The 15,419-nt window shown below is 38.7% G+C and carries 16 protein-coding genes; 15 read left to right on the top strand and 1 reads right to left on the bottom strand.

The features are described 5' to 3' along the window. The first annotated feature begins 147 nt into the window (after window positions 1-147). The gene (locus tag D5F11_RS13490; RefSeq protein ID WP_120116824.1) at window positions 148-441 is read left to right on the top strand and encodes a hypothetical protein; all 294 of its coding nucleotides are present in this window, start codon (window positions 148-150) and stop codon (window positions 439-441) included. A 124-nt stretch (window positions 442-565) separates the two neighbouring features. Beyond that, complete coding sequence (gene aceA / locus D5F11_RS13485; protein ID WP_120116825.1) at window positions 566-1,843, top strand: isocitrate lyase; 1,278 nt, start codon at window positions 566-568, stop codon at window positions 1,841-1,843. 67 nt (window positions 1,844-1,910) lie between these two features. Here aceA and D5F11_RS13480 read toward each other — a convergent pair whose 3' ends face one another. Beyond that, window positions 1,911-2,330, bottom strand: a complete 420-nt coding sequence (locus D5F11_RS13480) for a VOC family protein (RefSeq protein ID WP_120116826.1) — start codon at window positions 2,328-2,330, stop codon at window positions 1,911-1,913. Between the two features lie 217 nt (window positions 2,331-2,547). Between D5F11_RS13480 and D5F11_RS13475 the strand changes: the two genes are divergently transcribed. From D5F11_RS13475 to D5F11_RS13415, 13 genes are all read left to right on the top strand, one after another. Next, window positions 2,548-2,877, top strand: coding sequence for a hypothetical protein (locus D5F11_RS13475; protein WP_120116827.1), 330 nt, complete (start codon window positions 2,548-2,550; stop codon window positions 2,875-2,877). A 108-nt stretch (window positions 2,878-2,985) separates the two neighbouring features. Beyond that, complete coding sequence (locus tag D5F11_RS13470) at window positions 2,986-5,715, top strand: SpaA isopeptide-forming pilin-related protein (RefSeq protein WP_120116828.1); 2,730 nt, start codon at window positions 2,986-2,988, stop codon at window positions 5,713-5,715. 32 nt (window positions 5,716-5,747) lie between these two features. Beyond that, a complete protein-coding gene (locus D5F11_RS13465; RefSeq protein ID WP_120116829.1) occupies window positions 5,748-7,496 on the top strand; it encodes a SpaH/EbpB family LPXTG-anchored major pilin in 1,749 nt (582 codons plus the stop codon). 83 nt (window positions 7,497-7,579) lie between these two features. Then, entirely contained in the window at window positions 7,580-8,407 is an 828-nt protein-coding gene (locus tag D5F11_RS13460) for a class C sortase (protein ID WP_120116830.1), read from the top strand. Then, window positions 8,394-9,077 (top strand): class C sortase, encoded by a 684-nt coding sequence (locus D5F11_RS13455; protein ID WP_185830695.1) that lies wholly within the window; start codon window positions 8,394-8,396, stop codon window positions 9,075-9,077. The genes D5F11_RS13460 and D5F11_RS13455 overlap by 14 nt, the downstream gene beginning before the upstream one ends. Before the next feature lie 121 nt (window positions 9,078-9,198). Beyond that, complete coding sequence (locus D5F11_RS13450) at window positions 9,199-9,639, top strand: LytR/AlgR family response regulator transcription factor (RefSeq protein WP_185830694.1); 441 nt, start codon at window positions 9,199-9,201, stop codon at window positions 9,637-9,639. Window positions 9,640-9,691: 52 nt separating this feature from the next. Beyond that, window positions 9,692-10,345, top strand: a complete 654-nt coding sequence (locus D5F11_RS13445; RefSeq protein WP_126646587.1) for a BTAD domain-containing putative transcriptional regulator — start codon at window positions 9,692-9,694, stop codon at window positions 10,343-10,345. A gap of 230 nt (window positions 10,346-10,575) precedes the next feature. Continuing rightward, a complete protein-coding gene (locus D5F11_RS13440; protein WP_120116834.1) occupies window positions 10,576-11,169 on the top strand; it encodes a YpjP family protein in 594 nt (197 codons plus the stop codon). Window positions 11,170-11,565: 396 nt separating this feature from the next. Then, the gene (locus D5F11_RS13435; RefSeq protein ID WP_126646586.1) at window positions 11,566-11,799 is read left to right on the top strand and encodes a hypothetical protein; all 234 of its coding nucleotides are present in this window, start codon (window positions 11,566-11,568) and stop codon (window positions 11,797-11,799) included. Between the two features lie 421 nt (window positions 11,800-12,220). Continuing rightward, window positions 12,221-12,580, top strand: coding sequence for a DUF4181 domain-containing protein (locus tag D5F11_RS13430; RefSeq protein ID WP_120116836.1), 360 nt, complete (start codon window positions 12,221-12,223; stop codon window positions 12,578-12,580). A 398-nt stretch (window positions 12,581-12,978) separates the two neighbouring features. Then, window positions 12,979-13,884 carry an IS3 family transposase gene (locus D5F11_RS13420; RefSeq protein ID WP_120116837.1) on the top strand — a complete coding sequence of 302 codons (906 nt, stop codon included), beginning with the start codon at window positions 12,979-12,981 and terminating at the stop codon, window positions 13,882-13,884. Between the two features lie 43 nt (window positions 13,885-13,927). Continuing rightward, on the top strand, window positions 13,928-14,071 hold the full coding sequence (locus D5F11_RS26500) for a hypothetical protein (RefSeq protein ID WP_185830692.1): 144 nt from the start codon (window positions 13,928-13,930) through the stop codon (window positions 14,069-14,071). A 278-nt stretch (window positions 14,072-14,349) separates the two neighbouring features. Beyond that, window positions 14,350-15,417: a ComEC/Rec2 family competence protein gene (locus tag D5F11_RS13415; RefSeq protein ID WP_245998214.1), complete on the top strand. Its 1,068-nt coding sequence runs from the start codon at window positions 14,350-14,352 to the stop codon at window positions 15,415-15,417. Window positions 15,418-15,419: the final 2 nt, after the last annotated feature.

Genomic DNA, 15,419 nt, shown 5'->3' with positions numbered 1-15,419 from the left:
AACAATGGCTTTAGTGATATTGAAAAAATGGCAAAAAAAATAAATCTAGAAATTTTTAGAAAAATATTGTATTATAACAATTGACTAAATTAATATTCTGTTATATATTAGTGGCAACCTAATAAAAAACGCAGGAAGGTGGAGAACATGCAAACGAAACAGACAGCGGATAAAGATTATATTGAAGAGTGGATCTTGGAAGAGATGACTAAAGGAAAGACTGTTGAAGAAATGAGTGGAACAACTTTCGTTCTGGGAAACGAATTGCTAACCTTAAAAAGAAATACTGAAGGTTCGTTTGATGTTGAGCCGCTGGCAACGAAAGAAGTGGTTGTCATCCGGGAGGAAGCGAAAATGAAAATTGAAAACATCTGCAACAAATGCGGAATGGAGCATCCAACATATAAAGAAGTCATTCAATGCTGCGAGAACGTTGAATAATTTTTTTTGTCATATCTGTTATATAACATTATTAAATTAACTAAAACAGGTATATTACAGGTGAATCATAGATTGATTCAATCTGTTTATTAAATATAAAAACATGGAATAGGAGAGGTTTATCATGACAAGAGAAGCACAAATCCGCCAAGTTGAAGAAAGTTGGAAAGCAGACCGCTGGAAAGGGATCGAAAGACCATATTCCGCTGAGGATGTAGTGAAGCTGCGAGGATCAGTTGTCATTGAACAAACATTAGCACGGATGGGTGCTGAAAGGCTTTGGCATCTGATCAATACAGAAGATTATATCAATGCGTTGGGGGCTTTGACTGGTAACCAGGCACTTCAACAGGTAAAGGCAGGACTTAAGGCCATTTATCTGAGCGGCTGGCAGGTTGCGGCTGATGCGAACCTTGCAGGACAAATGTATCCAGATCAAAGTTTATATCCAGCCAACAGTGTCCCACAGGTAGTTAAGCGCATCAATCAGACGCTGCAGCGTGCAGATCAAATCCAGCAGTCAGAGGGAGAAGGGGATACGTATTGGTTTGCTCCTATTGTTGCAGACATGGAGGCAGGATTTGGAGGCCCTCTCAACGTTTTTGAATTGACAAAGGCGATGATTGAGGCTGGAGCTGGCGGGGTCCATCTTGAAGACCAGCTTGCTTCCGAGAAGAAATGCGGACACTTGGGCGGTAAAGTTCTTCAACCTACACAAACGGCTGTGCGCCATTTGATTGCAGCAAGACTTGCTACAGATGTTATGGATGTGCCTACTGTCATCGTTGCCAGAACGGACGCGAATGCAGCGAACCTGATTACAAGCGATGTTGATCCATATGATCGCGAATTTCTTACAGGAGAAAGAAGTCCGGAAGGGTTCTATTACACTAAACCGGGACTTGATCAAGCAATTGCAAGAGGGCTTGCCTATGCACCTTATGCAGATCTCATCTGGTGCGAAACGGCAGAACCGGATATCGAAGAGGCTCGACGCTTTGCAGAAGCTATCCATGAAAAATTTCCTGGGAAACTGCTTGCTTATAACTGTTCACCTTCCTTCAATTGGAAAAGCAAGCTGAGTGATGAAGAGATTGCCAGCTTCCAACAAGAGTTAGGGGAAATGGGATACAAATTCCAATTTGTTACCCTTGCAGGCTTCCATTCTCTCAATCACGGCATGTTCGAATTGGCCCGTGGATACAAAGATTCTGGGATGGCTGCCTATTCCAAGCTTCAACAGGCAGAGTTTGCTTCAGAGAAGGAAGGGTACACAGCTACACGCCACCAACGTGAAGTTGGTACAGGTTACTTTGATGAAGTATCAATGGTTATTTCTGGAGGAACTTCTTCCACAACAGCATTGACAGGTTCAACGGAAGAAGCACAGTTTCAATCATAGTTGAAATATTAAAGCCTTATCAGGTGAATGTCTCCTGATAAGGCTTTTAATTGTGGTTGACTGTGATTTAATTAGAATTCCAAGCCGGGTTCCAAACTACTTCCCACAAATGGCCATCCGGGTCTTGAAAATGTCCAGAGTATCCTCCCCAAAAAGTGTCGTGAGGGGGATCAGTAATAATAGCTCCAGCTAGTTGCGCTTGTTCCATTACGTTATCGACTTCTGTTTTACTATTAACATTGTGCCCTAAGGTAAATTCGGTAGAACTTGCATCTCCTAGCGGGACTTTTGCTTCATGAGCGAGATCATTACGGCTCCATAGGGCAAGCTTTAAACCTGGTTGAAGATCAAAAAAGGCGACTGCACCATGTTCAAACTCCTTGCCAACTATGCCTTGGGTTTCCAGACCAAGGCCATCACGGTAAAATTGAACCGATTTTTCTAGATCATTTGCACCCAAAGTAATGACCGAAACATATGGTTTCATAACGATGCCACCTCCATGTGTTGAAAATTATATCAATAATTTTTAAAAAGGAAAAATGATTTTTTAGTATGAACTATTATTTTTGAGGGGAAGGATTGGAACAGCGAATTGCCAAAAGGGATTGCAGGTCTGGAGCTGAAATAATGAATACTGTTTCTGCGTTTAACTTCATTCAGTAGAAGTCTCCCACTTTTGTAAGTGGTGAGATGAATGCATATTGGTATTCCATTCTGTGGGGGGCAGACCCCGGCTGAATAAAGTTAAAGCCTCCGGCGGATGCCACAGATTTTCAGAGGAAATTTATCGAGCGGTGCTCGATAAAATCTGGGCGCAAATACGCCAAGGCGCATTTGATAACGGAATGATGAAGCAGGATTTCAAATTAAATATAATGCAGCTTTTGGTACAAAAATATTTTTTGAGACAAAGTACTGACGACAAAATCATACAGGATTATAGGTGGATTTTGTCGATAAAAGTAGAAAAACAGTGTAAAAACTTTATTGTTTTTACACTGTTTTTTTGCTGCTCAAATCCGTATATTTAATGTCCAGATTTTGAACAGTAGGTGCATATCACCGTTTGCTATACTTCGAATGGGTCCAACATAATGTTGCAAAAACAGGCCTAATCCAACAAGAAAGGAGGAAATGAGATGTCAACATTTAGGAGACTTTCGGTAGTGATTAGTATCCTGTTAGTCATGCAGTTGCTAGTTCCAATTTCAACGACTTTTGCCGAAACATCTGAGGAAGCAAGTAAGGAAGACAGTGACGGAAGAATCAAAGTTGAAAGTGTTGATCAAAGTCAGGAGTCCATCAAATGGCAGGTCACGATCAATGCTTCAGAAACAGAAAATGATGGAATCAGTACAAAGATACGTTTTAGTTCAGGTTTATCACATGGGACAATCACTGAAGTGAAAAATGCCAAAATTGAAAAAAATGATGAGGGTTATGACATCCAAACACCTGCTGGAAACGAAACATATAAATTCGAGGTAGAAGCAGGCATTAGTGACCCGAATCAATCAGCTTATGAATTGACAACTGTATCTGAATATTCAGATGGTGAGTTTGAGGCATTTAGCCGAACAGTTCCAAAAGAAGAACCTGCAGTTGAAGAAAGCAAAGATACAGATAAAAAAGAAGAGCCTGAAAGCGTGAAGGAAAAAGAAACAGATGCGGAAAAAGAAAAAGCACCAGCAGAAGAAACGCCATTAGAAAATGATTCTGAAAATTCTTCCGAAAATGAAGAAGCAGATTCAGAAGAAGTAGACTCCGAGGAAATAAATGGCCAACCTCATCCGCCGTTCCTAACAACGTCAAGGCCGAATGCCTTAAAAGGGGTTCGCAGCGGGCCAAATTGGCCGGAGCCGGGCTCACTCAAACTAACAAAAGATGGTACTCCGACAGGCAAGTATGCTGAATGGGAAGTTGAGCTGACTATTGAAGGAAAAAACCTAAAGACAAGTTCTGATATTGTGATTGTATTTGACAAATCAGGAAGTATGAGCACTGGTCAACGTCTCAGTAAGGCGAAAGCTGCGGCAAATCAATTTGTTGATCAATTACTAATCGAAGGTTCTTCAACTAGAATTGCACTTGTTTCATTTAGTACAGAATCCAGTAGGGATCAAGATTTTACTGGATACAGCAATAAACAGCAATTAAAAAATAGAATCAATGCGATTCCGGCAAATGGGGGAACAAATATACAAGCGGGGCTTCATCAAGCTCAAACATTGCTTGCAGGCAGTAATGCCGACCTAAAAACAATCGTGCTGTTAAGTGATGGGGAGCCGACGTATAGTTTTAGAGCTGGAAGTGCTTCAGCCTATACATGGCCTGGAAATAAGTATAATTTTATCCTTTCCAATTTTAATTATAATAACCGAATTGGGCCTGGTAACAACTATAATTTGAACAGCAATCAACGATATACCGTAAACGGATATACCGTCAGAACAAACGGTATCGCAACGATTTCTGAAGCAAGACATGTTATGAATTCCGGAATTGGCATTTATTCAGTTGGTCTTGAAGTAGGGAATAATTCGGATGCAAAATATGTGCTTGAAAATAGCCAGAACAAAGGATATTACCTAGGCGGCCAAGATGATCTTAGCCGAATTTTTGAGGAAATAGCAGCGAGCCTGAATTATGCGGCTACTGATGCAGTCGTTACGGACCCTATGGGAGAAATGTTTAATCTCGTTAAGGATGGAAGCTACAATGGCCAAAACTTTGAAACCTCTCATGGAACGGTAACATGGGATGATGTGACTGAGACTTTCACATGGAATGTAGGTGCAATCAAAGAAAACGAGATTTACACACTCAAATATAAAGTAACGATTGACTGGGACAAAAATCCGCAAGGGAACGTCTCATATCCTATGAACGGCGATACACCATTGAATTATAAGGACCCAAAAGGTAATCCGTCAACAAAGCCTTTTCCAATTCCTGAAGGAGCAATTGAAAAAGGCAAAATTATCAAAATAGGTTACCGCGTAAACACCGATGGTGAACCAGTTGATAGTAACGGAAATGTAGTATCAAGTCCAGCTGAAGCGGAACAGTTTTATGAAGAGTTTCATAAGGAAAACGGCAGTGAGGATTTGCTTTTCAACGCAACGTATTCTGTAACAGCGAATGATGTTCCTGATTACACGCTAACTGTTGGGGAGAACCCTACGGACATTGCATTGAAACCTGAACAACCACTTCAAACGGTTTTGTTCGGATATGTAAAGACAGAAGATTTAGTCGCTGGGGATGTTACAGCAAGGTATATAGATGAAAACGGAAACGAAATTGCACAAAGTGAAGTGTTCACTGGAAAAGTTGGTGATACATACACTACAAAACAAAAAGACATCCAAGGATATGAGTTTGTAAAAGTGGATGAAGATGGTGCACCAGCAACAGGAAAATTCAAAAAAGATCCGCAGACAGTCATCTATATATATAAGAAAAAGCTCGGTTCATTAACGGTAATAAAGGTAGATGAAAAGGGTGCTCCACTTGCTGGCGCAGAATTTGAATTACGTGATAAAAACGGGGATAGCGTAGGAACTGCTCAAACAACGGACGAAACTGGAAAGGTTATTTTTGAAAATCTTGACTGGGGCGAATACAAACTAGTTGAGACGAAAGCACCGGAAGGTTACCGTCTGTTGCGTAAGCCGATTGATGTCAAAATTACCGCAAATGAATTGAACGTTGAGCTGAATGTGGAAAACTCCAAGATCGGTTGGGAACTCCCGGAATCTGGAGGAATAGGAACAACCCTGTTTTACGCTTTAGGCGCGATTTTAATGATTATTTCCCTTGTTTTCTTATTGAAAAAAAAGAGAACAAGAGAGTCTACGCAAGACTAAAAATATTCTAGAAGTGAGAGGAGAACGTTCCAATGGCTATAGCTAAGAAAAAGTCACTACATATTCTGTTGGCTTTTACATTATTAGTATCACTTTTTATACCGAGTATTGCCTTGGCTTATGACACTAAAGGAGATCCGAACAACCCCACATTGACCATTCATAAGTTTGAGCAAGAACCTGGGGCTAAACCTGGGGATGAAGGAACTGGGTTGCCAGGACAAAATGCTGAAGGAACCGCAGTTGAAGGGGTTCAATTTACTTTAAAATTGACACACAAATATGACGTTGAAAATGATCAGTGGACTGAAGTGGCAGATGGCAAAACGATCCAAGGAACAACTGGAGCAAACGGTCAAGTCGTTTTCACCAAAGCCGAAGGCTTGGAATTAGGTCGCTATGAGGTTACTGAAACGGATGGGCCTAGCCATATTATTTTAAATCCAGATTCTTTCTTTGTCGACGTTCCTATGACAAGTAAAGACGGAGCGACGTTAAACTATGATGTTCATGTATATCCAAAGAACGAAACGATTCGTTCCGACGTGGAATTAGTGAAGAAAGATGAGGATGGGAATCCATTAAAAGGCGTTTCTTTTAAGCTTTATAATGCTGATGGAACACCAGCCAAGGATAATAATGGCAATGTAATCCCTGAATTAGCAACAGGTGCAGATGGAAAAATCAAAGTAGCGGGATTAGCTGCTGGCAAGTACTATTTCCAAGAAACAAAAGTTCCTGCCGGTTATGCGCTTAATACTACAAAAATCGAGTTCGAAGTAAAGAAAACGGGAGACAAAGGCCAAGACATTGAAGTTGTGTGGAAAAAAGTTGATGGTTTCGTTGATAACGGAGTAGTCACGAACTACAAAACTCCTGAAGTTGAGAAAGATGTAGAAGGAGAACAACAAGTAGACATCGATCGCGATAAAGAGTTTAAGTACAACTTGACCATCAAAACTCCTAAAGACATCGATAAATATAAATCACTTGGTCTAACAGATACGTTAGATAACCGTTTAGAGTACGCTGGTTCATGGGAAGTAACTGGAACAGCCAAGGAGAATATTGACTTTAAGCAAGAAGGTCAAAAACTCATTTGGGAAGTAAAAGATTTATCACAACTTGAGCCAGGTAAAGAAATTAAGATCACCTTCACAGCAAAAATCAAACCTGATGCAGTGTTGGAGCCAGAAGAAACAGGTATTCCGAACACAGCAGATCTCGATTTTGACAACGATAGAGGCTGGTATGGAACAGAAAAGCCAACAAACCCACCGGTTGTTACGCCAACTGAAGGTGGATTAAAGGTAATCAAAGTAGATTCTAAGGATAACAAGATTAAATTAGAAGGTGCAGAATTTAAATTAACGGATAAAGACGGGAATGTCATTGATACTTCCAATGCGGGCAAGGTAGTGAAAGTAAACGGTGAAGTATTCAATGGTAAACTAGAAAACTTAAAAACTGGCAAAGACGGTTCATTTAACATTACCGGATTAACACCAGGCACTTACTACTTACACGAAACAAAAGCACCGACATATACAGATGAAAAAGGAAATGTAAAACCATATCGTCTACTAACAAAACCTGTTGAAGTAAAAGTCGAAAACAAAAAAGACCTGGCTTATGAGGTTGAAAACTCTAAGTCTGGCTGGGAACTTCCGACAACAGGTGGAATTGGTACGATCTTGTTTACGCTTATCGGACTTGGGTTGATGATGACAGCATTTGCACTATATCTGCGCCGCAGAAAGTCAGAAGCTCAAGTAGGCTAATCATTAATAATGGGAGAGAGATATTTTCTCTCCCATTTAATATGTGAAAATATAAAATTTATTTACGATAGGATGGGAAAGAAATGAAAAAAGCACTAGTGATATCAATATTCATCGTTGGATTGGGCATTTTTTTCTATCCTATGATAAGTAATATTTTATCTACAAAGGTACATGAATCTGTCGTAGAAGATTATAGTGATACGGTTAAAAGTATGGACGAGGCCCAGATAAAGAAAGAGAAGGAAAAGGCGGATCTGCACAATAAAGAATTAGAAGATTCACAATTGGATTTTGTTGATCCTTTTTCCGAAGATGCTGAAGCGGATAAAAGGCGAGGAAATCAAAGCTATTATGATGCATTGAATATTGGTCCTGCTATTGGCAGTGTTGAAATTCCAAAAATGAATATGAAACTTCCCATCTATCATGGGACGAGTGAAGAAGTATTATCCAAAGGCGTAGGACATCTAGAAAACTCTTCATTGCCTACAGGAAAGGCAGGAACTCACAGTGTTCTAACAGCCCATCGTGGGCTGCCATCTGCAGAGCTGTTTCGACATTTGGATTCACTTACGTATGGAGACCAGTTTTATGTTCAAGTGCTCGATGAAACAATGGCCTATGAGGTGTTTAAGATTGACATCGTACTGCCGCATGAAACGGACTGGCTGCAAATGAGGGAAGACAAGGATATCGTCACACTGCTTACGTGTGATCCGTATATGATTAATTCGCATCGACTGCTCGTCACTGGCAAACGTGTACCTTATCATCCTGATGAAAAACAAACGGTTGAAAACACCGGATTACCTATATATGTGTATGTGTTGGCAACTCTTATTCTTCTTTCCACTATCTATTTATGGTATCGGAGGAAGAAGAAGGCGGGGACTCATGATGAAGCATAAAGGAATTATTTCATTATTTATTGTAGGTCTCCTTATTATGGCTTACCCGCATATGGCGCAAATCATGAATAGTTATTTTCAAAAAAACCAGGTAGAGGAATTTCAAAGTGGATTAGGAGATTTATCGGACGACGAGATAAATGAATTAATGGAGCGAGCCCAAAGCTGCAATAAGGAAATTTATTATGACTTGAACGGTTTTCGTGATCCGTGGGGAGATAATCAGGAAAAATTAACGGCTTTTAATGACTGTTTAGGTTTGGATGACGATGAAATTTTCGGAGCCATTGAAATACCGAAATTGAAATTAATGATACCTATCTATTTAGGGGCATCAGAAGAAGTGTTAAGCAAAGGAATTGGACAGGTAGAGGGCTCCTCCTTACCGCTCGGGGGGACAAATACGCATACCGTATTGGCTGGTCATCGTGGAATGGGGACCAAGGAGATGTTTCGAAATATTGATGAGCTAAACGAAGGTGACATATTTTACATTCTAACGATGAATGAAACCTTAACCTATCGAGTCATGAATCAAGAAGTGATTTATCCGCACGAAACGGACTCGCTTGAAATTGTGGAAGATAAGGACCTGGCTACATTATTAACCTGCCATCCCTATCGTCATAATTATCAAAGGTTGTTGATTCATGGCGAACGGGATGAATAAAATGATCTCTCTATTATTTACTAAATTAAATTTGAAAGAAAATGCTTAATTTTCATTTAACTAGGGTATGTAAAAAATATATAGTAGAAATGATTCAGGTATAAAGAGGGGGAGAATTTTTTTGAGGGTAGTTCTTATCGATGATGAGCGATTGGCTCTTGAGCATTTGGGGAAGAAATTGGGGGAAATCGCCGGAGTAGAGGTTATCGGAAAATATTCGGATCCACATACAGGGGTGAAGGAAATAAAGAATGAACAGCCAGACGCTGTTTTCCTAGATATAGAAATGCCAGGGGGTAATGGACTAGATCTGGCAAAGGAAATAAAACAGTCAATACCAAACGTCAAAATTATTTTTACTACAGCTTATCGTGAATACGCTGTCGATGCGTTTGAAGTTAGTGCTGATGACTATCTTCTTAAACCCATTATGAAAGAGCGTTTGATAAAAACGATTAATAGGCTGTTCGGAACAAATGAAAAAAGTGGAAATTCTTCTAATAAAATAATGGTTTGTTGTTTTCATAAATTACATTTTAAAATGGACAAAAAAAAAAAATGAAGTATTAGATGTCTATTGGAGAACGACTAAAGCACGAGAAGTGTTTGCGTACTTGCTTCACCATCGTGCGGGATTTGTACGCAAGGTGGAATTGCTGGAACATTTTTGGCCAGAATCCAACCCGAAAGACGGATTATCCCAACTTTATTCTACCATCTACCAAATCAGGAAGACCTTGAAATCTATCCATTGTCCCATTAAAATCGTCAACTCAGAAAATGCCTACAGACTAGATCTGAATGGGGCGCTACTGGATGTCGATGAGTGGGAAAGTAAAATGAAAAGAATGTCGTTGGTAACAAAAGAAGCTTTTCCTGATTTTAAACAGGCACTTGATCTATACAAAGGGGATTATTTTGAGAAGGATGATTTTTGGTGGACTGAAACGGAGCAGAACAGGTTAAGGCTTCTTTGGTTGGATTATGTAAAAAGACTGGCGGACTTTTTCATTTTTGAAGAAGACAATATTGAAGCCATCATGCTTTATTTACGTGCCCAGAAGGTTCACCCTTTTGAAGAAGACATATATTTTATGCTCATGCAGCTATACGATACTGTGGGAGAACGTGATTCGGTGATAAGGGAATACAAGCATTTAAAAGAAATGCTGCAAGAAGAGTTCGGGTCCTTGCCGAGTGAACACATTCAAAAATGGTATCAAAACTGGGAGAAGCGAACATTGTTCAATCAATCCACTCCCTCATGACAGGAAGTTTATCCTACATAATATTGAACGAATAGCAAGGCAGGAAAATAAGCTTGGGAAGCGCTTGCTTATGTACATACGACTGAGCAGAATTGCGGAATCGCAGTGGTAAGTCCCATCAAGTTTAAGCCGATTCCTGAGGAGTATAAGGAATTGGCTTAAATCTTTGTACAGGATCAATGATCAATTCATCATCTTAAATTTTTAGTAAGAAGACAGGAGATACAGGAATGAAGATTTGGATCAGGAAAGTGTTCGTTTTTCTTATTGCCCTTGTGACCTTAGGATTCTATATTCCTTCCATTGAACAAGAGGCAGGAGTCAAAGAAGAGAGCGAAGTCCATACGTCATTTGAAGCATTGGAGGAAAATGGTGATTCTGAAGCGGAATCTGCGGATGATTTTGGAATATCAAAAGAAAAGGAAAACAAAACGCTACTGCTCACCGGTCTGGCAAGAGAACAGGCAATGGCGAAACTGGGGCCAAGAATCTTGAAACAGGTGGAAGACGAATTCTTGGAAGGTATCTTGCCAGAAATGGAAGAAGTATTGAGTTCCTTACTGATTGAAGCGGGGCCTCAAGAAGCTGTTTATTTCAAAATCACTGATCAGCCTTCCTATGGGTACGGGGAAAGAATCTTTCATATATATGATGTACGGAGCGAAGAGGATGTTGCTAGATTTCATGTCCGAAGGGATAAACGTCCCTTAGAAGGGTACTGGTTTAATTTCCATTATCATTTAAGCAAAGATAACTTTGAAAAGCATCATCAAATAGGGGAAATTTATTGGTCCAAGAATACCCCTCCGAAATGGATGGCATAGCAGGAGGAGCAGATTGGTTATGTTTCATGAAAGGAAAATACTCCATATCCTCTTGATCCCCGTTCTTGGAGTCGATACGAACGGCAGGATTTTCACATGTCTAGATTGAGGGGAGATCCCCCTTATATTATATAAAACGCAAAATAAGAATGAGAAAACGAGGCTGTTGAACATGAAGAAAATAAAATGGTGGATTCAGTGCAGGTTTTTTCAGAAGCATAGAATCGATTACTATTCAGGCGCTTGCATCATTTGCGGAAAGAAAAAATAAAGCTTTGATCCCTTTTATGATAAAAGACAGCCGATGGAAAAGATAAAAAGAAAAGGCAGGATGGACCATCCCGTTCACGATGAAGGTAGATGGAAGTGTATCAAATGAGGGGGGCTGAAGACAAAATGAAGATGGACGATCAAATGAATATAAAGATTCCTAAAGAATTAAAGGAAAACTTTTACTTTACTTGCAAGCAAAATAGGATAAATTCTTCTGCACTGGTACGAAGATGGATTGAACAATTTGTTACGAAAGAAAATGAAGCATTTCAAATAGATACCTTTAGTCAGGAAACGAGGCTTGATTTGGCAAGATATATGAAAACTAGACTGGAATCTAGCGATGATCATAACTGATTTTACAATAAAAAATGGGAATGTGAGTTTTTTTATATTATAGGAATCTAGATTCCTGAGCAAATATTGTGACTGACAACTAAAGAATTAAAGCTGACATTGGTTGTCCTGTTTACCGGCGAACTTGTGATTAAGATACTAAAAATCGAGGTGCTTTTTTTCGTTTTTTTCCAATCTTATGAAGCGATAGCTTACTAAAAAATGGTTTTACTCGAACAATTGTGCACTCATAAACCCTTTTGAAGAAAAGGGTTATATGATATGCTTAGTGTATGAAAAGACGGAAAAATAAAACTTGTTGCTGATTTGTTAGAAAAAGAGAGCTTAGGGTTTGTTTTTCATGGAACGAGCCCCCTATTGTCTGATGGACAAGCTCGAATCAACTGAAGTGCAACGATTGTTTTTAGTGGGTGGATGATGTATGAAATTTTTAGCTATATTTATCATGCTGGCAATCATTTGGTTTATACTGGAAAAAGTAATGGATAGACTACTTCATTTAGAAAAAAAGAAGATTTCAGAAACCCCTGGTAGAAAAATTGAGGCATGGGGAAGAACGATTATTCTTATTATTTATTTATGTCTGTTGTTTTTTATAATCGATGCAGACCCCAATAAGATGAAACTGTTTTTCATTTCCTATTTAATCTTACTACTTGGCTTTCAAGCGCTGCTTGAATGGAAGTATCTCCGTCCTTCTAAACACTATATCAAAACAATGATCATGCTAATGTTTGGAGCAGTGACTATGTATAATTTGGAGCGTATCTTCAATTTATGAACCAGACAGGGAATTTTTCACTACTATGATGACGGTGAATTTCCCCATCCTTCTATTTCTTAAATCCCAACTGAGCTCCTTGACTTCGGATTAAAGATTTTATCCATGCCTTGATAAAGATTAAATATATAATGCAAAATTCACGGACTCCAGTATGATAAACAGGAGTCCTTTTCAAAACGTGCATAAAAAGGAAGATTTTATTCTTGAAGGTGACGTTTTTAGCCCATACTTTAATGCCACAAAGATATCTGCCGAGAACATAAATGGAAAAACTCCAAAACGACACAAGTATTAAACAATATGGGCGAAAAAGACCTAGAAATCGCCATCCTTCGTGATCTTATAAAAAAGAAAAACCCTCACTTACTGAAAAACTTGAAGTAGCCGACAAATGGATTGAAAGAGGCTACGCCAAACAGAAGGTGCTTAAAATCATTGGTATTCCTCGCTCCACCTATTACTATCAAAAAAATGGCAAGGTTGAGGAAAAGCAAATAAGTGGGGGACGCCCTGCACCAGGTTACTCCATCCTTGAGAACGGTAATAAAGTTTCAGACGAACAAATAAAAGACTGGCTTTTGGAAGCTATTGCAGGCGATGGATACGCCTGTGGATATCGAAAACTCACAAAAATGATTCATCGGCAATATGGACTCATCATCAATAAGAAAAAAGTATACCGGCTGTGCAAGGAACTAGACATTTTGAAGCCCCAGCGGAAAAAGAAGATGTCTTCCCCCAGAAAACTAGCAAGAAATCGAATCATCACAGAATCCAATCAACTTTGGGAAACGGATATCAAATATGGTTATATTAAAGGAGAAGATCGATTTTTCTTTATCCTCTCCTATATTGATGTATATGATCGCTCCATTATTGACTACCATATCGGTCTTAGCTGTAGTGGCGAAGAGGCCAAGCAGACCTTACAACGGGCACTGCTGAAGAGACAACAGTTCAATCAGGAAAAGAAACCGATCATCCGATCGGACAATGGGCCACAATTTATTTCCCATGCCTTTGAACAGGGGTGTGAAAGTTTTCAGGTGGAACACGAAAGAATCCCACCAAAAACGCCAAATATGAATGCCCATATTGAATCTTTTCACCGAATCTTGGAGGAAGACTGTCTTGCCCGATTTCAATTTGAAACATATGGAGAAGCGTATAAAGAAGTTTCAGAATTTATGAGATTCTACAATGACAGAAGGATGCATTCTAGTATTCTTGATCTATCACCAACAGAGTTCTACGAAATGAGCAAGGCTCAACCTATGAAAATCAGGGAAATTCGTGTCTAGGGCTGATTTAAGTCTGAGCACGGCTTTATATGGAGTGGTGGGCATGATACCCTCGTTCGGTGCAGCCAAGTTTTATAAAGCTGGTGTCTTGGCAGCGGAATCATGCCCGCAGAGGCTCCATGTCAAGCCACTTGGGCGTTTTGCCGAAACACGAAAAGAAGATCGCAAAAGCAATAAAGTAAGATAATCAGAGAATAAGTGAGCTTATGTCCAAAATTCGGGGGTTAATCCGATTTAAGAAGATAAGATAGAGTTGATGTGATAAAAGAATTTAAAAATTATGGCTAAACATCTAATGTTTAGTTCGAGCTAAAATGACAGAGTTGATTATGTAAAAGTGAAAACGAATCCTAATGTGTTTTTTTCCATATTTAACCGCGGTAATTATCGATATAATAGTTAGATGACGGTATTGAATAGAAATTTTGACGATGTTTAAAGTAGTTAGGAGGTGATTGAGTGACAATGCGAATAAAATCTCTACCAGCACATGATGGAGATTGCTTTATTATAAGTTTCGGAAAAGATGGTGACATCAAAAATATTATTGTGGATGGAGGAAGAAGAAAACCAGTTCTAAGAAGATTAAAAGAAGAAATTGAACTTATAAAGAGAAAAAAGCAGAATGTAGATTTACTGATTGTAACACACATTGACGAAGATCATATTCAAGGAATATTAAAGCTATTTGAAGATAATCAAATAGATAAAAGTATCTTTAAAAATGTATGGTTCAATTCCAAAGAGAATTTAACGAGTTTTTTTGAGGGGAAAGAAAAGGAAGATACTAGACTAATTATTGAAGATAAAACTGATGGAAATATAAGTTACAGACAAGGTATTTCTTTTGGTAAGATGCTGCACAATTTAGGCTTTTCCAATCAGGAGTTAATCTTGGCAGGTAGAGAGTTTGAAATTGGGGATGCTGTTATTAAAGTTTTATCACCTAACGAGCAATCTCTAAAAAAGTTGCATACAGAATGGGAGAAAGCGTTCCTAAATGAAGCTACTAAAGGTGAAAACATAGCTAGCAAAGATGATAGAGATTATGAAAAGTCTATAGAGGATTTAGTGAAAAACACATTTAAAGAAGACACCGATGTAATTAATGGAAGCAGTATTGCTTTCTCGATTGAATACGAAGGTAAAAAGCTACTAATGTTAGCAGACTCTTTTCCTTCTATAGTAGTAAAAAATCTTCAAAAATTATATCCAGAAGAACACGAGAGGAAATTTGATTTAATTAAAATATCGCATCATGGAAGTAAGTTCAACACAAGTGATGATTTTTTGAATTCTATAAAGTGTGAAAGATATATAGTTAGTACTAATGGCAAAACACACGGGTTTCCCAATAAAGAAACATTAGCAAAGATTATCTTTTTTAATTACAAAGGCAATACATCTAAAACTTACCTTTACTTTAACTACCCCGATATATTTGAACAAGTGTTTTGTGAAGACGAAATGAAAAATTACAACTTTCAATGTTTACACATGGGAATTAACAAAGAAGACTTTCTGGAGGTTTAACG

This window comes from Siminovitchia terrae (genome assembly GCF_003605405.2).
In the GTDB taxonomy this organism is placed as follows: domain Bacteria; phylum Bacillota; class Bacilli; order Bacillales; family Bacillaceae_C; genus Siminovitchia; species Siminovitchia terrae.
The sequence above is the reverse complement of the archived record's forward strand: the minus strand, read 5'-3'. Positions and strand labels throughout refer to the sequence as shown.

Coding starts and splice junctions, on each gene's coding strand:
- D5F11_RS13480 (WP_120116826.1), bottom strand. CDS start 2,330: ATGAAACCATATGTTTCGGTCATTACTTTGGGTGCAAATGATCTAGAA.
- D5F11_RS26500 (WP_185830692.1), top strand. CDS start 13,928: ATGATACCCTCGTTCGGTGCAGCCAAGTTTTATAAAGCTGGTGTCTTG.
- D5F11_RS13490 (WP_120116824.1), top strand. CDS start 148: ATGCAAACGAAACAGACAGCGGATAAAGATTATATTGAAGAGTGGATC.
- aceA (WP_120116825.1), top strand. CDS start 566: ATGACAAGAGAAGCACAAATCCGCCAAGTTGAAGAAAGTTGGAAAGCA.
- D5F11_RS13430 (WP_120116836.1), top strand. CDS start 12,221: ATGAAATTTTTAGCTATATTTATCATGCTGGCAATCATTTGGTTTATA.
- D5F11_RS13435 (WP_126646586.1), top strand. CDS start 11,566: ATGAAGATGGACGATCAAATGAATATAAAGATTCCTAAAGAATTAAAG.
- D5F11_RS13455 (WP_185830695.1), top strand. CDS start 8,394: ATGATGAAGCATAAAGGAATTATTTCATTATTTATTGTAGGTCTCCTT.
- D5F11_RS13465 (WP_120116829.1), top strand. CDS start 5,748: ATGGCTATAGCTAAGAAAAAGTCACTACATATTCTGTTGGCTTTTACA.
- D5F11_RS13415 (WP_245998214.1), top strand. CDS start 14,350: ATGCGAATAAAATCTCTACCAGCACATGATGGAGATTGCTTTATTATA.
- D5F11_RS13460 (WP_120116830.1), top strand. CDS start 7,580: ATGAAAAAAGCACTAGTGATATCAATATTCATCGTTGGATTGGGCATT.
- D5F11_RS13440 (WP_120116834.1), top strand. CDS start 10,576: ATGAAGATTTGGATCAGGAAAGTGTTCGTTTTTCTTATTGCCCTTGTG.
- D5F11_RS13470 (WP_120116828.1), top strand. CDS start 2,986: ATGTCAACATTTAGGAGACTTTCGGTAGTGATTAGTATCCTGTTAGTC.